The organism is Actinomycetospora lemnae (genome assembly GCF_028737315.1).
Taxonomy (GTDB): Bacteria; Actinomycetota; Actinomycetes; order Mycobacteriales; family Pseudonocardiaceae; genus Actinomycetospora; species Actinomycetospora lemnae.
Genome location: NZ_JAQZAO010000004.1, coordinates 420,288 through 441,057, shown reverse-complemented (window position 1 = coordinate 441,057; position 20,770 = coordinate 420,288). Strand labels below are relative to the sequence as shown.

22 protein-coding genes and 1 tRNA gene are annotated in these 20,770 nt (G+C 74.4%); 13 read left to right on the top strand and 10 right to left on the bottom strand.

The genetic code is table 11. The features are described from left to right. From PGB27_RS11665 to PGB27_RS11655, 3 genes are read right to left on the bottom strand one after another with little or no spacing between them, the layout of a single operon-like run. Complete coding sequence (locus tag PGB27_RS11665; RefSeq protein WP_274200526.1) at positions 1–588, bottom strand: TetR/AcrR family transcriptional regulator; 588 nt, start codon at positions 586–588, stop codon at positions 1–3. Beyond that, positions 585–1,307 carry an acetoacetate decarboxylase family protein gene (locus tag PGB27_RS11660; protein ID WP_274200525.1) on the bottom strand — a complete coding sequence of 241 codons (723 nt, stop codon included), beginning with the start codon at positions 1,305–1,307 and terminating at the stop codon, positions 585–587. The genes PGB27_RS11665 and PGB27_RS11660 overlap by 4 nt, the downstream gene beginning before the upstream one ends. Beyond that, complete coding sequence (locus PGB27_RS11655) at positions 1,304–3,046, bottom strand: GMC family oxidoreductase N-terminal domain-containing protein (RefSeq protein WP_274200524.1); 1,743 nt, start codon at positions 3,044–3,046, stop codon at positions 1,304–1,306. Before PGB27_RS11655 ends, PGB27_RS11660 begins: the two co-directional genes overlap by 4 nt. A gap of 109 nt (positions 3,047–3,155) precedes the next feature. Between PGB27_RS11655 and PGB27_RS11650 the strand changes: the two genes are divergently transcribed. From PGB27_RS11650 to PGB27_RS11630, 5 genes are all read left to right on the top strand, one after another. After that, positions 3,156–4,412, top strand: coding sequence for an acetyl-CoA C-acetyltransferase (locus PGB27_RS11650; protein ID WP_274200523.1), 1,257 nt, complete (start codon positions 3,156–3,158; stop codon positions 4,410–4,412). A 59-nt stretch (positions 4,413–4,471) separates the two neighbouring features. Next, positions 4,472–6,628, top strand: a complete 2,157-nt coding sequence (locus PGB27_RS11645) for a 3-hydroxyacyl-CoA dehydrogenase NAD-binding domain-containing protein (protein WP_274200621.1) — start codon at positions 4,472–4,474, stop codon at positions 6,626–6,628. Between the two features lie 260 nt (positions 6,629–6,888). After that, positions 6,889–8,040, top strand: coding sequence for a CaiB/BaiF CoA transferase family protein (locus tag PGB27_RS11640; RefSeq protein ID WP_274200522.1), 1,152 nt, complete (start codon positions 6,889–6,891; stop codon positions 8,038–8,040). Between the two features lie 43 nt (positions 8,041–8,083). After that, positions 8,084–9,550, top strand: a complete 1,467-nt coding sequence (locus tag PGB27_RS11635; protein WP_274200521.1) for a serine aminopeptidase domain-containing protein — start codon at positions 8,084–8,086, stop codon at positions 9,548–9,550. A 105-nt stretch (positions 9,551–9,655) separates the two neighbouring features. Beyond that, complete coding sequence (locus PGB27_RS11630; RefSeq protein ID WP_274200520.1) at positions 9,656–9,955, top strand: hypothetical protein; 300 nt, start codon at positions 9,656–9,658, stop codon at positions 9,953–9,955. Between the two features lie 14 nt (positions 9,956–9,969). On the opposite strand, the gene PGB27_RS11625 is transcribed toward PGB27_RS11630, so the two are convergent. Next, positions 9,970–10,149: a hypothetical protein gene (locus PGB27_RS11625; protein WP_274200519.1), complete on the bottom strand. Its 180-nt coding sequence runs from the start codon at positions 10,147–10,149 to the stop codon at positions 9,970–9,972. 281 nt (positions 10,150–10,430) lie between these two features. On the opposite strand from PGB27_RS11625, the gene PGB27_RS11620 reads away from it, so the two are divergent. Beyond that, entirely contained in the window at positions 10,431–11,426 is a 996-nt protein-coding gene (locus PGB27_RS11620) for an aldo/keto reductase family protein (RefSeq protein ID WP_274200518.1), read from the top strand. Positions 11,427–11,497: 71 nt separating this feature from the next. On the opposite strand, the gene PGB27_RS11615 is transcribed toward PGB27_RS11620, so the two are convergent. Then, positions 11,498–12,259 (bottom strand): SDR family NAD(P)-dependent oxidoreductase, encoded by a 762-nt coding sequence (locus PGB27_RS11615; protein ID WP_274200517.1) that lies wholly within the window; start codon positions 12,257–12,259, stop codon positions 11,498–11,500. 78 nt (positions 12,260–12,337) lie between these two features. Here PGB27_RS11615 and PGB27_RS11610 point away from each other — a divergent pair, with 78 nt between their 5' ends. The 4 genes from PGB27_RS11610 (at position 12,338) to PGB27_RS11595 (ending at position 15,045) form a co-directional block, all read left to right on the top strand. Further along, the gene (locus tag PGB27_RS11610) at positions 12,338–12,661 is read left to right on the top strand and encodes a P-II family nitrogen regulator (protein WP_274200516.1); all 324 of its coding nucleotides are present in this window, start codon (positions 12,338–12,340) and stop codon (positions 12,659–12,661) included. 180 nt (positions 12,662–12,841) lie between these two features. Next, on the top strand, positions 12,842–13,813 hold the full coding sequence (locus PGB27_RS11605) for a sensor histidine kinase (protein ID WP_274200515.1): 972 nt from the start codon (positions 12,842–12,844) through the stop codon (positions 13,811–13,813). A 32-nt stretch (positions 13,814–13,845) separates the two neighbouring features. Further along, on the top strand, positions 13,846–14,487 hold the full coding sequence (locus tag PGB27_RS11600; RefSeq protein WP_274200514.1) for a maleylpyruvate isomerase family mycothiol-dependent enzyme: 642 nt from the start codon (positions 13,846–13,848) through the stop codon (positions 14,485–14,487). Between the two features lie 153 nt (positions 14,488–14,640). Next, positions 14,641–15,045: a VOC family protein gene (locus tag PGB27_RS11595; protein WP_274200513.1), complete on the top strand. Its 405-nt coding sequence runs from the start codon at positions 14,641–14,643 to the stop codon at positions 15,043–15,045. A gap of 146 nt (positions 15,046–15,191) precedes the next feature. Here the strand turns inward: PGB27_RS11595 and PGB27_RS11590 are convergent. Beyond that, positions 15,192–15,272: transfer RNA gene (locus PGB27_RS11590), tRNA-Tyr, on the bottom strand. A gap of 110 nt (positions 15,273–15,382) precedes the next feature. Here PGB27_RS11590 and PGB27_RS11585 point away from each other — a divergent pair. Then, positions 15,383–15,874, top strand: coding sequence for a YajQ family cyclic di-GMP-binding protein (locus tag PGB27_RS11585; RefSeq protein WP_274200512.1), 492 nt, complete (start codon positions 15,383–15,385; stop codon positions 15,872–15,874). 40 nt (positions 15,875–15,914) lie between these two features. On the opposite strand, the gene PGB27_RS11580 is transcribed toward PGB27_RS11585, so the two are convergent. Further along, complete coding sequence (locus PGB27_RS11580) at positions 15,915–16,634, bottom strand: excalibur calcium-binding domain-containing protein (protein ID WP_274200511.1); 720 nt, start codon at positions 16,632–16,634, stop codon at positions 15,915–15,917. 231 nt (positions 16,635–16,865) lie between these two features. Between PGB27_RS11580 and PGB27_RS11575 the strand changes: the two genes are divergently transcribed. After that, a complete protein-coding gene (locus PGB27_RS11575; protein WP_274200510.1) occupies positions 16,866–17,132 on the top strand; it encodes a hypothetical protein in 267 nt (88 codons plus the stop codon). A 23-nt stretch (positions 17,133–17,155) separates the two neighbouring features. Then, entirely contained in the window at positions 17,156–18,496 is a 1,341-nt protein-coding gene (locus PGB27_RS11570) for an NAD(P)/FAD-dependent oxidoreductase (protein WP_274200509.1), read from the top strand. Here PGB27_RS11570 and PGB27_RS11565 read toward each other — a convergent pair. The 3 genes from PGB27_RS11565 to PGB27_RS11555 form a co-directional block, all read right to left on the bottom strand. Further along, positions 18,489–19,043: a Clp protease N-terminal domain-containing protein gene (locus PGB27_RS11565; protein ID WP_274200508.1), complete on the bottom strand. Its 555-nt coding sequence runs from the start codon at positions 19,041–19,043 to the stop codon at positions 18,489–18,491. The two genes, PGB27_RS11570 and PGB27_RS11565, sit on opposite strands and share 8 nt — an antisense overlap. A gap of 204 nt (positions 19,044–19,247) precedes the next feature. Then, positions 19,248–20,075, bottom strand: coding sequence for a zinc metalloprotease HtpX (gene htpX, locus PGB27_RS11560; RefSeq protein WP_274200507.1), 828 nt, complete (start codon positions 20,073–20,075; stop codon positions 19,248–19,250). Between the two features lie 67 nt (positions 20,076–20,142). Next, positions 20,143–20,727 (bottom strand): PaaI family thioesterase, encoded by a 585-nt coding sequence (locus PGB27_RS11555; protein ID WP_274200506.1) that lies wholly within the window; start codon positions 20,725–20,727, stop codon positions 20,143–20,145. Positions 20,728–20,770 lie beyond the last annotated feature (43 nt).

The following is a 20,770-nucleotide window of genomic DNA, read 5'->3' as shown; positions in this document are numbered from 1 at the left end:
TCAAACCTGACTGTCGCGGTGGAGCACCGTGAGCAGGACGTCGACGAGGAGCGCGCGCGTGCCCGCGCGGTCGAGCGTGCCGCGCACCAGCCACTCCCGGGACGCCGAGCGCACCAGGCCGAAGAACGAGCGCACGCGCGCCCGGTAGGGGTCGTCCGGCGCGTCGGGGGCGAGGGCCGCGAGGACGCGGTCGGCGGCGATCTCGTCGGCCTCGGCGAGGATCGCGTCGACGTCGATGTCGCCGGCGGCGCCCGTCCCGACCGCGAGCCACAGGCCGCGGTGACGATCGACGGCGTCGAGGAACCAGTCCACGGCCGCCCCGGCACGCTCCTCGACCGTGCCGGGCGGGAGCTCGGAGACCGCGACCTCGGGGATGGTCGTCAGGCGCCGCACGACCTCGAGGTAGAGCGCGCGCTTGGTGCCGAAGTAGTGGTTGATCAGCCCGCGGGCGACGCCGGCCTCGCGGGCGAGGTCGGTGGTGGAGACCGCGGCGTACGGGTGCTCGGCGAACAGGCGCAGGGCGCCGGCGACGATCTCCTCGCGGCGGGCGTCGGGGTCGAGGCGCCGGCCCCGGGCGGGGGCGGTCATCGGCGTGTCGCGGGACCGAGCCGGGGGCTTTCCTGGCGTCCAGTGCCAGCGTGGACGCCAGGCTGGTCCTCACGCGCGCGGTCGTACGGCGTCATCCCGAAGGACATGGCGAAGTCGTGGAGGGTCGCCGAGACGAGGGGGCGGTGGCCGGCGAGGAAGCCCAGGGGGCCGTCGGGGTCGAACGTCCAGTCGGCGTGGAGCAGGCCGATCGCCGTGCGGCTCGTCACCGGGCTCTCCCAGCAGCGACCGTTCAGCTCCTGGGCCAGCGTGAACCCGACCCGCGGGCGCCCGGGCAGGCGCGTGCCGTGGCGCAGGACCGCGTGCGCGGCGGGGCGCTCGGCGCCCTCGACGGTGACGCTCGGCGTGCCCTCGTCGAAGCCCGTGAAGCTCGCGAGCCCCTTCGGGATGCCCCAGAGCTCGCGCCCGCCGTCGCGCGAGGCCGGGCTGTCGACCCAGATCGCCACGATGTGCGGGCGGACCCGCGCCCCGACGCGGCCGGCGACCGCGACCAGCAGCTCGTGGTAGCTCATGACGCCGCCGGGCGCGTAGTCGACCCACGCCGCCCCGACCGGCGTGCAGCCCCCGAGCGCGAGCGGGGACCAGCCGTCGGGCCAGGTCGCGGTGGGCAGGGTGTCCGTCGGCACCAGGAAGGTCGACAGGTCCATCCGGCCGACGAGGGTCCAGGGCTCGGGCGGGTAGGCGGTCGCGGGGTCGGTCACAGGGGGGCTCCGATCCTCGGGCTGGGCAGGTCGACGGTGGTCCGCAGCGCACCGGGGGCGTCGGCGGGTACCGCGGGGTGGTGCGGCGCGACGGGCGCGACCCGGCGGTAGGGCTCCCCCGGCGCCGGGCGCGGGTCGGGCTCGCCGCGGTTGGGCCACAGTGACATCGCCCGCTCGGCGAGGGCGGTGATGGTCAGGGACGGGTTCACCCCGAGGTTCGCCGGCACGCTGGACCCGTCGACGACGTGGACGCCGGGGTGCCCGTGCAGCCGGTGGTAGGGGTCGACGACGCCGTTCGCCGGCGTCTCGGAGATGACCGCGCCGCCGAGGAAGTGCCCGGTCACCGGCAGGTTCACCAGCGTCGAGCTGGCGCCGACCGGGAAGCCGCCCATCCGCCGGGCCACGCGCCGCGCGACCTCGTGGCCGGCCGGGATCCACGCCGGGTTCGGGGTGCCCTCGCCGGGCCGGGAGCGCAGGCCGGGCAGGAACCGGCGCGGGCGCAGCGTCAGGGAGTTGTCCAGCGTCTGCATCACCAGCAGCACGATCGACTGCTCGGCCCAGCGCCGTGGCCGGTGCAGGGCGACCAGCTCGCGCCGCGAGCGCACCAGCTCGCGGGCGATGCGCCGCAGCGACGGGCCCCGCTCGCCGAGCGTCGCGTCGCCCGCCGCCGTCGTGCCGTCGACGAGGACGGCCGAGAGCAGCGAGAGCAGGTTCGAGCCGCGCCCGTAGCGCACCGGCTCGACGTGGGTGTGGGCGTCGGGGTGGATCGACGAGGTGATCGAGACGCCGGTGGTGTAGTCGGCGACGTCGCTCGCGGTGCGCGCGGCGAGGATCGCCTCGGAGTTGGTGCGCGAGAGCTCGCCGAGTCGCGGGGAGATGCGGGGCAGGTCGCCGCGGCGGCGCAGCCGGTGCAGCAACCGCTGGCTGCCGAGGGCCGAGGCGGCGACGACCACCTGCTGCGCGCGCAGCGTGCGCCGCCCACCCGGGCGACCGGTGGCGCGCACCTCGACCTCGTAGCCCGATGCGCCGGACAGGTCCCCGCCGCGCGGGCGGATGCGCGTCGCCGTCGTCATCGGCAGCACCTGCGCCCCGGCGGCCTCGGCGAGGTGCAGGTAGTTCTTGACCAGCGTGTTCTTGGCGTCGTGGCGGCAGCCCGTCATGCACTCGCCGCAGTGGAGGCAGCCGTGGCGCTCGGGGCCGGCGCCGCCGAAGTACGGGTCCGGCACCTCCTCGCCGGGTGGCGCCCCGAAGAAGACGCCGACGTCGGCCGCGCGGTAGGTGTGGCCGACGCCCATCTCCTGCGCGACGTCGCGCATGACGGCGTCGGACGGCGAGACCCGCGGGTAGGTGGTGGCGCCGAGCATCCGGGACGCCTGGTCGTACGGGGCGTCGAGCTCGTCGGCCCAGTCGGTGATGCCGCCCCACTGCGGGTCGTCGTAGAAGGAGCGCGGCGGGCGGTAGAGCGTGTTGGCGTACACCAGCGAGCCCCCGCCCACCCCGGCGCCGGACAGGACGAGCACGTCGCGCAGCGGGTCGGCCCGGAAGATCCCGAAGCAGCGGGCCCACGGCGCCCAGAGGTAGTCGCGCAGCTGCCACGACGTGGCGGGGAAGTCCTGGTCGGCGAAGCGGCGGCCCGCCTCGAGCACGCCGACGCGGTAGCCCTTCTCGGTCAGCCGCAGCGCGGTGACCGAGCCGCCGAACCCCGAGCCGACCACGAGCACGTCGTAATCCGCGTCCACGCGACAAGCCTCGCCAGTCGTTGGCAGTGTGTCAACGAGAGACGGGCGACCCTACCGGGGAGTAACCGGCGGTGGTGCCCACGTTGACACGAGCGCGAAACAGTCCATCATGACTGTTGAGAGCAGTCGGCTCACACCCGCGCGAAGGGACCCACCCGTGACCGAGGCATACATCTACGACGCCCTCCGCACCCCGCGGGGCCGGGGCAAGGCCACCGGCTCGCTGCACGCGACCAAGCCGGTGTCGCTGGTCGTCGGCCTGATCGACGAGCTGCGCAAGCGCAACCCGGAGCTCGACCCCGACAAGATCGAGGACGTCGTCCTCGGCTGCGTCACCCCCATCGGCGACCAGGGCGGCGACATCGCCAAGACCGCCGCGATCGCCGCGGGCCTGCCGGACCACGTGGGCGGCGTCCAGCTCAACCGCTTCTGCGCGTCGGGCCTCGAGGCCGTGAACCAGGCCGGTCAGCGCGTGCGCTCCGGCTTCGAGGACCTCATCGTCGCCGGTGGCGTCGAGTCGATGTCCCGCGTCCCGATGGCGTCCGACGGCGGCGCCTGGGCGATGGACCCGGAGACCAACTTCAAGACCTCGTTCGTCCCGCAGGGCATCGGCGCCGACCTCATCGCCACCCTCGAGGGCTTCAGCCGCGAGGACGTCGACGCCTACGCGCTCGAGTCGCAGACCCGCGCCGCCAAGTCGTGGGCCGACGGCGCCTTCGACCGCTCGATCGTCCCCGTCGTCGACCGCAACGGCCTGACGGTGCTCGACCACGACGAGCACGTCCGCGAGACGACGATGGAGGGCCTGTCGGGCCTCAAGCCGTCGTTCGCCCGCATCGGCGACATGGGCGGCTTCGACGCGGTGGCGCTGCAGAAGTACCACTGGGTCGAGGCGATCAACCACGTGCACCACCCGGGCAACAGCTCGGGCATCGTCGACGGCGCCGCGCTCGTGCTGCTCGGCACCGAGGAGGCCGGCAAGCAGAACGGCCTGACCCCGCGTGCCCGCATCGTCGCCACCGCCGTCTCCGGCGCCGACCCGACGATCATGCTCACCGGCCCGACGCCGGCGTGCGAGAAGGTCCTGGCCAAGGCCGGGATGACCGTCGACGACATCGACCTCCTCGAGATCAACGAGGCGTTCGCCGCCGTGCCGATGAAGCTGATGCGCGACCTCGGCTTCCCGCACGAGCGCACCAACGTCGCCGGCGGCGCGATCGCGCTGGGCCACCCGCTGGGCGCCACCGGCGCGATGCTCGTCGGGACCATGGTCGACGAGCTCGAGCGCCGCGACCTGCGCCGCGCCCTCGTGACGCTGTGCATCGGCGGCGGCATGGGCGTCGCGACCATCATCGAGCGGGTCTGACCCACCCCTCCGGAACCCCCGACCAGCGAACAGGAGCCAGCAGCGCAGTGTCCGAGAACATGTTCCGGTGGGAGGCCGACGGGGACGGCATCGTCACGCTGACGATGGACGACCCGGGCGCCTCGGCCAACACGATGAACGCCAAGTGGGGCGAGGACTTCGCCGAGACGCTGCAGCGTCTCGAGTCGGAGAAGGACTCGATCACCGGCGTCGTGCTGACCTCGGCGAAGAAGACCTTCTTCGCGGGCGGCAACCTCGACGACCTCGTGAAGTACACGCGCGCCGACGCGCAGAAGGTCTTCGACCAGTCGCAGCAGATCAAGCAGCTGCTGCGGCGCCTGGAGACCCTGGGCAGGCCGGTCGTCGCGGCGATCAACGGTGCGGCGCTCGGCGGCGGCCTCGAGATCGCGCTGGCCTGCCACCACCGCATCGCCCTCGACGCCAAGGGCTCGAAGATCGGCCTGCCCGAGGTGACGCTGGGCCTGCTGCCCGGCGGCGGGGGCGTCGTGCGCGTCGTGCGCCTGCTCGGCCTGGCCGACGGCCTCATGAACGTGCTGTTGCAGGGTCAGCAGCGCAACCCGCGCGCGGCGCTGGACGCCGGCCTCGTGCACGAGGTCGTCGACAGCCCCGACGAGCTGATCTCGCGCGCCAAGCAGTGGGTGAGAGACAACCCCGAGGCCGCGCAGCCGTGGGACGTCAAGGGCTACAAGATCCCCGGCGGCACGCCGTCGACGCCGAAGTTCGCCGCGAACCTCCCGGCGTTCCCGGCCAACCTGCGCAAGCAGCTGAAGAACGCCCCGATGCCCGCGCCGTACAACATCATGTGCGCGGCCGTCGAGGGCTCGCAGGTCGACATCGACAACGCCGGCCAGATCGAGTCGCGCTACTTCGCCGACCTCGCCTGCGGCCAGGTGTCGACGAACATGACCCGTGCCTTCTTCTTCGACCTGCAGGCCATCAACAAGGGCGCCTCGCGTCCCGACGGCTACGAGAAGCACACGGCGCGCAAGGTCGTCGTGCTCGGCGCCGGGATGATGGGCGCGGGCATCGCGTACACGTGCGCGATGGCGGGCCTGGAGGTCGTCCTCAAGGACGTCAGCCAGGAGAACGCCGAGAAGGGCAAGGGCTACTCGCAGAAGCTCCTGGAGAAGGCCGTCTCGCGCGGCAAGCAGACCCAGGAGAAGGCCGACGAGGTGCTCGCGCGCATCACGCCGACCGCGGACGCGTCCGCGGCCCAGGGCGCCGACCTCGTCATCGAGGCCGTCTTCGAGAGCCCCGACCTCAAGAAGCAGGTCTTCGCGGAGATCCTGCCGCACCTCGCGCCCGACGCCGTCCTCGGCTCGAACACCTCGACGCTGCCGATCACCGGCCTCGCCGAGGGCGTCGACCGCCCCGAGGACTTCATCGGCCTGCACTTCTTCTCGCCGGTCGACAAGATGCCGCTCCTGGAGATCATCAAGGGCGAGAAGACCAGCGACGCGACGCTGGCCAAGGCGATCGACATCGCGCTGCAGATCAAGAAGACGCCGATCGTCGTCTCCGACAGCCGCGGGTTCTTCACCAGCCGCGTCATCGGCACGTTCATCAACGAGGCCGTGGCGATGCTCGGCGAGGGCGCCGCACCGTCGTCGATCGAGCAGGCCGGGTCGCAGGCCGGCTACCCGGCCCCGCCGCTGCAGCTGATGGACGAGCTGACCCTGACGCTGCCGCAGAAGATCCGCCAGGAGACCCGCCGGGGCGTCGAGGAGTCCGGCGGCACCTGGAACGAGCACCCCTCCGAGGCGATCATCGACCGGATGGTCGAGCTCGGCCGCAAGGGCCGTTCCTCGGGCGCCGGCTTCTACGAGTACGACGAGTCGGGCAAGCGGGTGCGGCTCTGGCCGGGCCTGTCCGAGGAGTTCGGCGCGGCGAAGGGCGACCTGCCGTTCGAGGACATGCAGGAGCGCATGCTCTTCGCCGAGGCCCTCGAGACCGTGAAGTGCTTCGACGAGGGTGTCCTGCACACCATCGCCGACGCCAACATCGGCTCGATCATGGGCATCGGCTTCCCGGCCTGGACCGGCGGCGTGGCGCAGTACATCGACGGCTACCCCGGCGGCCTGCCCGGGTTCGTCGAGCGCGCCCGCATCCTGGCCAAGGCCTACGGCGACCGCTTCAACCCGCCGGCCTCGCTGGTCGAGAAGGCGGAGAAGGGTCAGTCGCTGCGCGGCGAGTGACCCGCTCGGCTCGGGGCGCGGGCCCGGGCCGACGTCCTGACCGAAGGGCACCTTCGCTCGATCTAGTCGAGCGAGGGTGCCCTTCGGTCGTTTCCGGCCTGGCGCTCTCGCACGGCACCGATTCCGGCGGTGGGCGCCCACGCTCGGCTCTTCCGAGCGAAGGGGCCCTTCGCTCGATCAGGCCGCGCACCCATACCGTCAGCCCTGACTGTCTCGTACGCTCGGCCCGATCGCCCCACGACGAGGAGGACGAGGGCCCCATGGGTGTGCTGGACGGCGTCAAGGTCATCGAGGTCGCGGGGATCGGGCCCGGCCCGTTCGCGGCGATGATGCTCGCGGACATGGGCGCCGACGTGCTGCGCATCGACCGCCCCGCCGGGGGGCGCGGGCTCTCGCTCGGCAACACCGACAAGGACGTCCTCGCGCGCGGGCGGCGGTCGGTGGCCCTGGACCTCAAGGCGCCCGAGGGCCTCGAGGTGCTGATGGACCTCGTCGAGTCCGCCGACGTGCTGCTCGAGGGCTACCGCCCGGGCGTCGCCGAGCGCCTCGGGTTCGGGCCCGACGAGTGCCACGCCCGCAACGAGCGCCTCGTCTACGGCCGCATGACCGGCTGGGGCCAGGACGGCCCGCAGGCCTCGCGCGCCGGGCACGACCTGACCTACCTCTCGACGGCCGGGGTCGTCGCGCACATGGCGGGCCGGGACGGGGCGCCGGCGATCCCGATCAACCTCGTCGGCGACTTCGGGGGCGGCGGGATGCTGCTGGTCGTCGGCGTGCTCGGGGCGCTCGTGGAGCGGGGGATGTCGGGACGCGGCCAGGTCGTCGACGCCGCGATCGTCGACGGCGCCGCACTGCAGATGGCGATGGTCTACGGGATGCGCGCGGACGGGCTGTGGCCCAACGAGCGTGGCGCGAACCTCCTCGACGGCGGGGCGCCGTTCTACGACCACTACCGCTGCGCGGACGGCGGCTACGTGGCCGTCGGGGCCCTCGAGCCGCAGTTCTACGCCGCGCTCATGGAGGGCCTGGGGCTGGCGGGCGAGGAGATCGCCACCAGCCAGTGGGACATGCGGCGCTGGCCGGAGTGGCGGGCGCGCATCGCCGAGGTGTTCGCGACCCGCACCCGTGACGAGTGGGCCGCGGACCTCGAGCCGACCGACGCGTGCGTCGCCGCCGTGCTCACGATGGAGGAGTCCGTCGAGCACCCGCACAACAAGGCGCGGGGCCTGCACGTCGAGGCGTTCGGCGTGACCCAGCCCGCGCCCGCTCCCCGCTTCAGCCGCACCCCGAGCGGCACGCCGACCCCGCCCGCGGCGCCGGGCGAGCACTCGGCGGAGGCACTCGCCGACTGGGGCGTGGATCGTGACCGGATCGCGAAGCTGCAGGAGGCGGGGGTCGTCCACCAGACCTAGGCTCTGTCGGCGCCCACGAGCGCGGAGCACACCGGGAGGCACCGTGATCCTGACGCCGGCGGGGGCGTGGCGCGCCGTGGGCAACATGCGCTCGCGGGTGCTGGAGGGCCCGTTCGCGGACCTGCGCCGCATGCCCCGCACCGCGTTCGACACCGGGCCGGGCGAGGCCGGGGTCGAGGGCGTCGGTCGCGCGCACGGCCTGGCCCGCGCGGGCTCGGTGAGCACCTACCGCTACGCCGTGCACCCCACCGCGCGGCTGCGGGGCGCGCCGGTGGTGCTCGTGTCGCCGCTGGGCGCGTGCGGGGTGGCGTTCGACCTGCGGCGCGGCAACAGCCTGGTCGAGCACCTCGTCGGCGAGGGCCGGTCGGTCTACCAGGTCGACGACGAGGACCTCGTCGGCCACGGCGGGGCGATCACCCCCGGCCCCGCCGACCTCGAGCGGTGGGTGGACGAGATCCTCCCCCACGTCGTGCGGACGGTCAGCGCCGCACACCAGGGCGCTCCCGTGCACCTCGTCGGTTGGTCGATCGGCGGCCTGCACGCGGTGCTCTCCGCGGCGGGGCACCCGGACCTCCCGCTCGCCTCGGTCACGGGGATCGCCACGCCGTTCACGCTCGACGAGGTGCCCCCGGTGGTGCGGGCGCGCCCGCTCGCGATCGCGGCCGGCGGTCCGGTGCTCGCGACCCTGCAGACGCTGCTGGCACTCATGCCGCTGCCCCGCCTGCTGCGCGCACTCGGGCTCGGCTCGCTCGACGAGCTGCTCACGGCTCCGCTGACGATGATCTCCCGCCTCGACGACCGCGACTTCCTCGCCCAGATCGAGGCCGTGGACGACGTGCGGGCCCTCATCGGCGAGCAGGCCCGCTTCGTCGGCACCTACTTCCGCGCGATGGTCGCCCCCGAGGACCTCGAGGCCGGCCGCGTCCCGGTCGGGCACCGCGTGATCGACCTGCGCGACCTGCACCGCCCCGTCCTGCTCGTCGCCGGCGAGACCGACCGCGTCGTCCCGCCCCGGGCCGTGCGGGCCGGTGCGCGCCGACTGATCGGCGCCGACACCCGCCTCACGACGGCGCCCGGCGGCCACCTCGGCGTGCTCACCGGCCGATCCGCGAAGGACACGACGTGGGCGCGGCTGTGCGCGTTCCTCGGCCGGCACGACCCGCCCGAGGCGGTCGAGGGCGGCAGCCCGACCGGTCGGCGGCAGCTGCGCCCCGCGACGTCGCGACCGCGGTCGGGAGTCGAGCCGCTGCGGCCCACGCCGCGCCCCGAGCAGGGCCCCACCACGACGCCGGAGCGCCGCGAGACCGGCACCCCGCACGGCTCGGACGGCGGCTCGAACGGCACCGCGGACGACCCGCCGGCCGATCCGGCATCCGGCACCACGACCGGCTCGGCGTCCCCCGCGACGTCCCCCACCGCGTCCCCCACCTCGTCCCCCACCTCGCGCCGCTCCTCCCGCCTGCCGGCGCCCAAACGGGCGTCCCGCTCGCCCCGTCGCGGGCCGTCGTAGGCGGCTCCGACCTCACCGGCCCCCGCCGACCCGGTCGTCTACTGTGACGGCGTGGTTTCGTTGCGCGATGCCCGCCGTGGTCGAGGGTGGTCGCAGACCACGGCCGTGGCGCGACTGCGGGAGCTGGCCGAGGCCGGCCAGGTGGACGTGGCCAGCGCCGCCAGCCTGAAGACCCAGCTCTCCCGCTGGGAGAACGGCACCGTTCCCGACGAGCCGTACCGCACGCTGCTCGCGGAGCTCTACGAGCGCGAGCTCGGCGAGCTCGGCATCGACGTCACGCCGCACTGGGAGCGCAGCCACGAGATCCCCGGGCTGCTCACCGAGATCCGCGACGAGCTGCGCACGCTCAACGAGCTGCTGCGCGACCGGAAGGACGACCGGAAGGACTCGGCCCCGCGGACGTGACGTGGGCCCTCGGCTCAGGTCTGCGGGCGACGCCCCGGCACGACCTGCACGCGCGGCGACTCGTCCGACGGCTCCAGGCGCGTGAGCACCACGCCGAGGGCGGCGACGGACACGGTGCCCACGGCGGCCACGGCCTCCGCGGTCAGGTCGAGGACATCGGCCAGAGGACGCAACGGCGCCAGCAACACGTTCACGAAACCCCTACGGCGTTCGGCGGTCGAGGACCGGAGCGAGGACCCGCACGACGTCGTGGCATCGGTGCCGTCCGGCGTCGGGGCCGCTCGCGAGCTCGTGCATCCCATCGTGCCAGCCGTGCCGCGCCGCGGAACCCGCTGTCGCGGCAATTCACACGTCGGCCACAGCCGACTGCGTCAGCCGGTCGATCTCGTGCGCCGGCCGGCGGATTCCTTCCGGCGACCGGCAGTGGCGATCTCTGCGCAGGCCCTCACCGGGGCCCGCGCCTACGGTACGGGGCGTGCGCCATCGCCAGCTCGGTACGAGCGACCTGCAGGTGTCCGAGATCTCCCTGGGCTCCTGGCTGACCTACTCCGGCGGCGTCGAGGCCGACGCGACGGCGGCCTGCACGCGGGCTGCGTTCGACGCGGGCATCACGTTCTTCGACACCGCCAACGTCTACGGCCGCGGGGCGGCCGAGGAGGCCTGGGGGCGGATCCTCGCGGACTACCGGCGCGAGGACTACGTGCTCGCCACCAAGGTCTACTTCCCGATGTCGAGCACCGACCGGGGCCTGTCGCCCGCTCAGATCCACAAGCAGATCGACGCGTCGCTGCGACGGCTGGCCACCGACCACGTCGACCTGTACCAGTGCCACCGATTCGACGCCGAGACGCCGATCGAGGACACGATGGAGGCGCTCGCCGAGGTCGTGCGCGCGGGCAAGGCGCGCTACCTCGGCATCAGCGAGTGGACGCCCGACCAGATCCGCGCGGGCCTCGCGGCGTGCCCGGACGACGTGACGATCGTGTCCTCGCAGCCCCAGTACTCGATGCTGTGGCGCGCCCCGGAGGCCGAGGTCTTCCCGACGACCGCCGAGCACGGCATCTCGAACATCGTGTGGTCGCCGATGGCCGAGGGCGTGCTCACCGGCAAGTACAAGCCGGGCGAGCCGGTGCCCGTCGACTCCCGCGCCGCGAGCGACGAGATGAACGGGTTCATCCGCCAGAAGCTCACCGACCGCACGCTCGAGGCCGTGCAGCGCCTGGTCCCGATCGCCGAGGGCGCCGGGCTGTCGATGGCCGAGATGGCGCTGGCCTGGGTGCTGCGCCGCCCGGAGGTCGCCTCGGCGATCGTGGGCGCCTCGCGGCCCGAGCAGGTCCACGCCAACGCCGCGGCGGCCGGCATCGAGCTCACCGCCGACACCCTCGCCGCGATCGACGAGGCGCTGGGCGACGTCCCCGTCACCGGCCAGCAGCTCGGCCCCGGCGCCTCTGCCGAGATCACCCACCGCTGAGGTGCGCCTCCGGCGCTCGTGATCAGAGAAGTCCTGGAGCACTTCTTCCTGCTCACCTGCGCGGAGCGCACCTAGCGCGGCAGGCGGCGCCAGGCCCAGCGGGGCAGCAGGCGCAGGGCGGTGAAGAGCACGCGCAGCGCGCCCGGCACCCACACGACGTCGCGGCCTGCGGCCAGGGCGTCGGCGGTGGCGTCGGCGACCTGGCCCGGCGTCGACGACAGCGGCGCCGGGTCGAGCCCGCTGTCGGCGGTCATCCGCCCGATGACGAAGCCCGGGCGCACGAGCGTGAGGTGCACCCCGCTGCCGTGCAGCGCGTCCGCGAGCCCCGAGGCGAAACCGTCGAGCCCGGCCTTCGCACTGCCGTACACGTAGTTGGCGCGCCGCACCCGCACCCCGGCCACCGACGAGAACACGACGATCTCGCCCGACCCGCGCGCCCGCATCCGCGCCGCGACCTCGGTGAGCACCGCGACCTGGGCGACGTAGTCGGTGTGCACGACGGCGGCCGCGTGCGCGGCGTCGCTCTCGGCGCGGGCCTGGTCGCCGAGCACCCCGAACGCGAGCACCACCGTGTCCGGCAGGCCGTGGGCGGCCTCGACGGCGTCGAGCACCCCGGGCTGGGCGGCGAGGTCGTCGGCGTCGAACTCCACGGACACGACCTCGGCGCCGGCGCTGCGGACCGCGGCCTCCTCGGCGGCCAGCTCCCCCGCGCGCCGGGCGGCCAGCACGACCGTGCCGGCGCGGCCGGACGCGGCGAGCCGACAGGCGAGCGCCACCCCGATCTCGCTGCGGCCACCGAGGACGAGGACGACCGGGCGGGTCTGCGCGGGCACCGCGGCAGCCTAGGGAGAGGTACTCGCCCCGGGACCCGGGGGCCCGTAGCGTCACGGCGACCGACAGGAGGCCGCGCGGTGAAGACGGTGCACGCCATGATCCCGCCCCACGCGCTCGACGGCGTCCGCCGCGCCCTGGAACGCCACGCGGTCCTGGGGATGACGATCTCGGAGGTCAGCTCCGTCGGCGCGTCCGCCCAGCGCAGCCTGCGGCGCGGGCAGGTGGTCGTCGACGCCCTCGCGCCGTGCCTGCGCGTCGAGACGATCGTCCACGACGAGCTGGTCGACCGGGTCCTCGACGAGATCGCCGCCGCCGTGCACCCCGACGGGCGGCTCTGGGTGACGCCACTGGATCTCGTCCTGCGCGTCCGGACCGGGGAGCGGGGCGAGGACGCGGTCTAGGCCGGCCGTCACCCGTCGTGACCTCACTGTGACAAGGTGGTGACGCGCCCGCGACGACCGTCCGCCGCAGGAGCCGCCCCGCTGAGCGGAACCCGCTGTCGTCGGCGCGGGCGGTGCAGCGAGGATCGTCCCGCCGGGGGACAACGCCATCGTTCGAGTGATGGTGTGGGGGTGGTGACGATGTCGGACGTCGTCGGACGGCATCGTCGCGCGGGCGCGTCCGGGTTCGAGCACGCCGCCCTCTTCCACGACGACGACGCGGGATTCGTCAGCGGCGTGGTCGACCACGTGCGCGCGGGTCTCGAGGCCGACGAGGCGGTGGTGATCGCGCTGCCCGCCGAGGACCTCGGGCCGATCCGGGACGCGCTCGGTGCCGACGCCGGTGCCGTGGTCCTCCAGGACGTCCGCCGCCTCGGGCGCAACCCCGCCCGCCTCGTCCCGGCGCTGCACGAGTTCGTCGACGGCCACCCGGGTCGGCGCACCCGCGTCGTCGGCCAGGGTCTGTGGGCCGGGCGCCCCGCCGACGAGCGCGCCGCCTACCTGCAGCACGACGCGCTGACCAACCTCGCGTTCGCCGAGCGTCCCGTCACGATGCTCTGCCCCTACGACACGCGCCGGCTCGACGCGGACACCGTCGCCGACGCCCGCGCGGCACACCCGCTGCTCGTCGAGGACGGCGTGCCGGTGGAGAACGCGACGTACGGCGACCCGCTCAAGCTCGCCGAGGCCGTGCTCGGCGCGCTGCCCGAGCCACCCGAGCTCGGTGAGACGCTGGTGTTCGGGGCGCCGGACGGCCCGCGCGCGGTGCGTCGCGCGGTGGCCGAGCACGCGGCAGGAGCCGGCCTCGCGCCCGAGCGCGTCGCCGACCTGTGCCTCGCCGTCCACGAGGTCGCCGTCAACACCGTCGTCCACACCGTCGGCCGGGGCATCCTCTCGCTCTGGCACACCGAGGACCGGGTCGTCGCCGAGGTCGAGGACGGCGGCTGGATCGAGGATCCGCTGGTCGGGCGCTATCCGCCGGGCCCGGAGGACGGGCGCGGGTACGGGCTGTTCCTGACCCACCGCCTCTGCGACCTCGTGCGCGTCTCCAGCTCGCGTGACGGCGGCACGACGGTGCGGATGACGATGTACCGCGACGGCGGCCCGCGCTAGCGTCGGCGTCCCGCCGACCTGGGAGCCCCGCCGTGGACGCCGTGGACGCCGCCGACCTGCACGCCGCGATCTCCGCCGAGCGCCTCGGGCTCGCCGACGTCATCGACGCGCTGACGCCCGCCCAGTGGCAGGAGCCGTCGCTGTGCCCCGGCTGGACGGTGAAGACGCTCGTCGCCCACCTGACGCTGACCTCGCGGATCACGCCCTTCGAGGCCGTCCGCGCGATGATCGCCGCCCGCTTCGACGTCAACCGCATGATCGACCGGTCGGCCCGGGCCCGTGCCGCGCAGTACTCGGCGGCCGAGCTCGCGGCGCAGTACCGCGAGTCGGCGACCTGGACCGGCCGCCCGTTCGGCACCCGGCCCCAGGACCCGCTCGTCGACGTCCTGGTGCACGGGCAGGACCTGACGCGGCCGCTGTCCATCCCGCGCGCCATCCCGCCGGAGCACGTGGTCCCGGCGATCGACTACGCCGTCGGCGCCTCGTTCTACGGCGCGGCGAAGCGTCTGACCGGCCTGCGGCTCGTGGCGACGGACGCCGACTGGTCCCACGGCGAGGGCACCGAGGAGGTGCGCGGGCCGGCCGGGGACCTGCTCCTCGTCGTCACCGGCCGCTCCGCCGGCCTCGACGCGCTCGAGGGCCCCGGCGTCGCGACGGTGACCGCCCGGCTCTGAGCCCGTGCCAGCGAAGTGCCGTTGCTGACGTTGAGCGTCCGTATCGGTACTTCGATCACGGAGACGCGACGATCACGACCGACGGCGCGCAGTGGCGGACCGAATCTGACCGCCTGGTCGTCTGGCATCGGCGGACCCACCCGAGGAGGAACCGTGCTCTCCCGCTTCCCGCTCAACCCGGTGCTCCCCGCCGCCGACGGCCGCCGCGCCCGCGCCTTCTACCGCGACGTCCTCGGCCTGACCCTCGTTTCGGGTCCCGACGACGACCCGATGATGTTCACCGCCGCCGAGGGCACCCGGATCATCGTCACCGAGATCCCGGACCGCCGGCCGGCGCCGTACCCCGTGGTTGCGTTCCTGGTCGCGGGCCTGCACGAGATCGTCGACGAGCTCCTGACGCGCGGTGTCAGCTTCTACGACCCCGGTGCCGAGCGCGGCTCCTTCGCCGGGCGGGGCGGCCGCGCCGAGGGTGTCGTCACCGACTACGGGCCGGTCCGCAGCGCCTGGCTGTACGACTCGGAGGGCAACCTCCTGGCCCTCAACGAGATCGTCGGCTGAGGTCTTGCGGTCCCGAGGACGCCGGGGCCGTGGAGGGCGACTCAGGGGGTTCGTCGGCGTCGACGAGCCCCGCCTCGACGCACCGCGGGTGCTCGGCCGGGCATGAGGAAGGCCCGTCGTCGCGGTGGCGATCGACGGGCCCGGTGTGGCGGGTGAAGGATTCGAACCTTCGAAGCTTTCGCGACGGATTTACAGTCCGCTCCCATTGGCCGCTCGGGCAACCCGCCTGGGGTGCCATCCCGTGGGACGGCGTCGGGAAGACTACAGGCCGGGGCCCGGCCGCCGTGCAGCCGGGGCCCCGTGCCGTGCACGGTCCGACACGTCAGGGAGGACGACGATGGCCAACCCCTCGTTCGACGTCGTGAGCAAGGTCGACCGCCAGGAGGTGGACAACGCGCTCAACCAGGCGAGCAAGGAGCTCTCGCAGCGCTTCGACTTCCGCGGCACCGGCGCCGACGTCTCGTGGGCCGGTGAGGAGGCCATCACCATCACCGCGGAGACCGAGGAGCGCTGCACCGCCGCCATCGACGTCTTCAAGGAGAAGCTGATCAAGCGCGGCATCTCGATGAAGGCGTTCGACGTCGGCGAGCCCTCGCTGTCGGGCAAGACCTACAAGGTCACCGGCTCGCTGGTGCAGGGCATCAGCAAGGACAAGGGCAAGGAGATCTCCAAGGTCATCCGCGACGAGGGCCCCAAGGGCATCCAGGCGCAGATGCAGGACGACCAGCTCCGCGTCACCGGCAAGAAGAAGGACGACCTGCAGGCCGTCATCTCGCTGCTCAAGGAGCGCGACTTCGACATCGCGCTGCAGTTCACGAACTACCGCTGAGCGGGCCGCCGGGCCCGGCCCGACCAGGGCTCGAGGCGGCTCAGGCCCGACGGTGGCGCCCGGGTCGGGCGTGGCGGGTCAGGACCGCGCCGGCGAGCGCGGCGGCGCCCGTGAGGCCGTAGGCCAGGACGTCGGCGCCACCGGACGGGCTCGAGCCGTCGCCGGCCTCGACGCCCCCGACGGGGTACTGCGGGTGGTCGTCCTCGGAGCGGTCGGCGTCGTCGTCCTCGGAGCCCGACGTCGAGGCGGGGCGGACGTCGACCTCGTCGCCGTACGCGTACGACTCGCAGGCGACACCGTCGTCGTCGGCGTCGAGGCGCTCGGGGTCGCCGGGGTCGTCGTCGAGGACGGCCTGGGCCTCGGCCTGCGAGTCGAAGTCGGCACAGTCCCGGTCCTGCGCCGCGGTGGACGCCTGGCGGGAGGGACCCGAGGTGCTCGACGAGTGCGAGGAGCTCGACGAACCGGACGAGCTCGACGACCCGAGGCCCAGCTCGTCGCTCACCGACGACGACCCGCGGCTTGGCAGGCTCTCGCAGGCGCGGCCGTCGTCGTCGTCGCCGTCGAGGCCGTGTGGGTCCGACGGGTTGGCCTCCAGCACCGCCTGCGCGTCCTCCTGGTACGTGAAGTTCCGGCAGTTCAGGTCCGGCCCAGCGGCGAACGCCAGCCCCGCCCCGGGGCCGACGATGCTCACCAGCGTCAGCCCGCCGAGGGCGGCGGCGCGGGCGCGGCGGGTCCGGCGGGCGGCACGGTGAGCGGGCACGGGGTTCTCCTCGGCGGTGACGGGGCGTAGCGCGGTCGCTGCGCTCGGGGGATCCGTCGCCGGGAGATCCGCGGTCGTTAGGGGGAGAGCACGCGAACCACTCGCGCGGGGGCATTCCGCACGAGCGAGGCAACCCGCGGCCCGTCCGCGCGTCCGGCGATGCCGACCTCAGGGTGGAACTCGGGGCCATCCCGGAGCCGGGACCTCCCCCGATCAACGACGGTCGCGGGCATGCGCTCCAGGACGCCGGTCTCCGCCAGGACGTGGGCGCTCGTGGCCGCCGTGCTCGTGTTCCTGCTGCTCGGGGCGGGCTGGGTGGCGACGCGGGTGTCGGCGCCGCCGCCGGTCAGCGGTCCGGTCGAGCTCGTCACCGGCCCGACGGACCCGCCGTGCTGGGTCGTGGGGCAGGTCGGGGACGCCGAGGACGGGCCGTGCATCGATCCGGCGGACTTCCGCGGGGGCGTCCTGCGTCGCGGGAGCGTCGACTCCACCGCGTGACCGGGGTGCGGTAGGCAGGGCGCGTGACCGATCGCATCGTGGTGGTGGGCGGCGGGTTCGCCGGTGCGGCCGTCGCGCGGCGGCTGGAGAAGCTCGTCCCCGACGCCGAGGTCCGGCTCGTGGCCCCCGACGACTACATGCTCTACCTGCCGCTGTTGCCGCAGGTCGCGGCCGGGCTGCTGCCGGCGCCGGCGACGGCGGTGCCGCTGTCGAAGTGGCTGCGGCGGACGGTGCTGGTCCCCGGGCGGGCGGTCGGGGTCGACCTCGACGCCCGCCGCGTGCTCGTCGAGAGCATCACCGGCAACCACGAGGCCCTCCCCTACGACCGCCTCGTGCTCGCCCCGGGCAGCGTCACGCGGGTCGCCGACATCCCGGGCCTGCGCGAGCACGGCCGGGGCTGCAAGACGCTCGCCGAGGCGGCCTTCCTGCGCGACCACGTGCTCGCCCAGCTCGAGATCGCGAACACCTCGACCGACACCGAGGAGCGAGACCGGCGTTGCCGGTTCGTCGTCGTCGGCGGCGGCTACGCGGGCGTGGAGACCGCGGCGAACCTCCAGCTCATGACCACCGAGCTGGCCCGCCGGTTCCCCCGCCTCGACCCGTCGCTCGTGACGTGGCACGTCGTGCAGCACCACGACGCGCTGATGCCGGGTCTCGGGCACCGGCTCAGCGAGGACACGCGGCGGGTCCTGGTGTCGCGGGGCGTGCACGTCGACCTGTGCACGGGTCTGACCGGCGCCGACGAGGGGTCGGTGACGCTCTCCGACGGGCGGCGGCTCGCGACCCGGACGCTCATCTGGGCGGCGGGGATCGCGCCCAGTCCGCTCATGGCCCACCTCGGCGCCGAGACCGACCACGGCCGGCTCGTCGTGCGGGCCGACCTGTCGATGCCCGACCGCCCCGAGGTGCTCGCGCTCGGGGACGCCGCCGCGGTCCCCGACCTCGCGGCGGGCGGCGGGGCGGTCTGCCCGCCCACCGCCCAGCACGCCTCGCGGCAGGCGCCGGTGGCCGCCGCCAACGTCGCGGCGGGCCTGGCCGGGCGCCCCACCCGGGACTACCGCCACCGCGACCTCGGGATGGTCGTCGACCTCGGTGGCTCCGACGCCGTCGCCAAGCCCTTCGGGATCGACCTGAGCGGGATCCCCGGCGCCGCCGTCACCCGCGCCTACCACCTCTGGGCCCTGCACGCGCCCGCCGCCATGACGCGCGTCGCGACGAACTGGGCCCTCGGAGCCCTGCACGGCGCGAGCGCGGTCCGGCTCGGCTTCCTGCACGGGACCAGCGGCCGGCTCGCGGAGTTCGAGCACACCGACGACTACCTCGACGTCGAGGCCACCCGCGCGGCGATCGCCGCGCTCAGCTGACCGCGCCGCCCTCGAGCGCGTCGAGGCGCCGGTCGAGGCGCCGGAGGATCTCGACGACGCGGTCGAGCTGCGACATCACCGGCTCCACCGCTGCGTAGGGGCGGGCGCTGCGGTCGGCGAGCAGGTCGCGCCGCGCGTCGGTGACGACGCGCTCGACGTCGACGCCGAGGGCCCGCAGGACCGCCGCGGCGTCCTCGGCGTCGTCGGCCAGCACGCCGAGCAGGAGGTGCCGGACGCCGAGCACCGGGTCGGCGGCGGCGTCGGCGACCCGGACCGCGGCGTCGAGCGCGGCGACCGCGCCGGGCGTGTGGGGGCGGTGCGCGGCCCGTGGGTCGCCGACCCCGGTGCGCCGGCGGGCGACCTCGTCGCGGGCCGCGTCGACGTCGACCGCGGCGAGTACGCGGCCACCGTGGTCACGCTCGTCGAGCGCGAGGGCCAGCAGGAGGTGGGCGGTGCCGAGCCGGGAGTCCCCGGCGCGGACCGCCTCCCGGTCGGCGAGGAGGAGGACGCGGATGACCCGCTCGGTCTGGCGTGCGGTGAGGCTCATCCGTCCACGGTGGTGGCCGCCGCGGCCCCGCACCTCGGGGTCGGTCCCCGGTCCCCGTCGGGGTTCCTCACCACTCCTCGGCGTCGTCGCAGCTCGGCTCGCTCGCCCCGGGGCTCGACGTGTCGTCGCCCGCCAGGCGCTGCGGCAGCCGCGCGGTCAGCACTGTGACGCCGGGCGTGTCCGTCTCGCCTCGCCCTCGGGGCGTCAACCCCGCGCCATCGCCTCGAGACGGGCGATCCGGTCGTCCAGCGGCGGGTGCGTCGAGAACATCCGCGACAGGCCCTCGCCGGCCCGGAACGGGTTGGCGATCATGAGGTGCGACTGGCTGACCAGCTGCGGGTCGGGCGGCAGGGGGGCGACGGCCGTGCCGTACTGCAGCTTGCGCAGCGCCGAGGCCAGGGCCAGCGGGTCGTGCGTGAGCGTCGCGCCGCTGGCGTCGGCCTGGTACTCGCGCGACCGGCTGATCGACATCTGGATGATCGCGGCCGCGAACGGCCCGATGACCGCGACCGCGATGGTCGCGAGGAGGTTCCGGTTGCCGCCGAAGAGCTGCGCGGCCAGGACCAGGTACGACACGACGCTCGACAGCGCGCCCGCCACCGACGAGATGAGGATGTCGCGGTTGTAGACGTGCGAGAGCTCGTGGCCGAGCACCCCGCGCAGCTCGCGCTCGTCGAGGAGCGTGAGGATGCCCGTCGTCGCGCAGACGGCGGCGTGGCGCGGGTTGCGGCCGGTCGCGAACGCGTTCGGCGCCTCGGTGGGGCTGATGTAGAGGCGCGGCATCGGCTGGTGCGCGTCGGTCGCGAGCTCGCGCACGATCCGGTACATCGCCGGCTGCTCGGCCTCGCTGACCGGGCGGGCGTGCATCGCGCGCAGCGCGATCCGGTCGGAGAAGAAGTACGAGTAACCGTTGACGCCGAGGGCCACGACGAGCGCGACCAGCAGCCCCGTGCGCCCGAACAGCGAGCCGATGACCAGCACGATCGCGCTCATCAGCCCGAGCAGCGCGGCCGTCTTCAGCCCGTTGCGCACCGGTACCTCCCCTCGGACGGATCTCCCGTCCGGTCAACGCCGGTGCGCGCCCGCCCGTTCCCGCGCCTCAGGGCGCCGCGCGCGCCGCCTCGATCACCTCGCGGGAGGCGCCGAGCGCCTCGAGGTCCTCGGGACGGCCGTGGCGCAGGAAGTGCTCGACGCCGACCTTGAGGAAGAGCGCCCGGGCGGTGCCGACGACCTCCCCGTCGAGGGCGCCGAGGCGCGCCTCGCCGGAGACGTAGATCTTGCGTCCCACCCGGGCGTCGACGCGCGAGCGCAGCCACACCGTGGTGCCGACGGGCACCGGCCGGCGGAAGTCGGTCTCGAGACGTGCCGTCACCGCCGAGCGGGTGACCTGCGTGTACGCCGTCCCGAGCGCGTCGTCGAACGCGGTCATCAGCATCCCGCCGTGCAGGAGGCCGGGCGCGCCCTGGTGCTCCTCCAGGACGTCGAACCGGCTGACGACGGAGACCCCGTCGTCGCCGACCCACGAGCGGACCCGCAGGCTGCCGGGCACGTCGCCGCAGCCACGGCAGCCCTCGTAGTGCGACGTGGTGCGCTCGCCCGGGGCGGGCGCCTTGGGGTTGCGCTGCGGCGCCTCGGCGTCCGCCGGCGGCTCGATCGAGATCGGCACGCGCCGCACGTTACCCATGCCAACGACTCCTCCGGCCGCGAGCCGCGTCACGCCCCGGCAT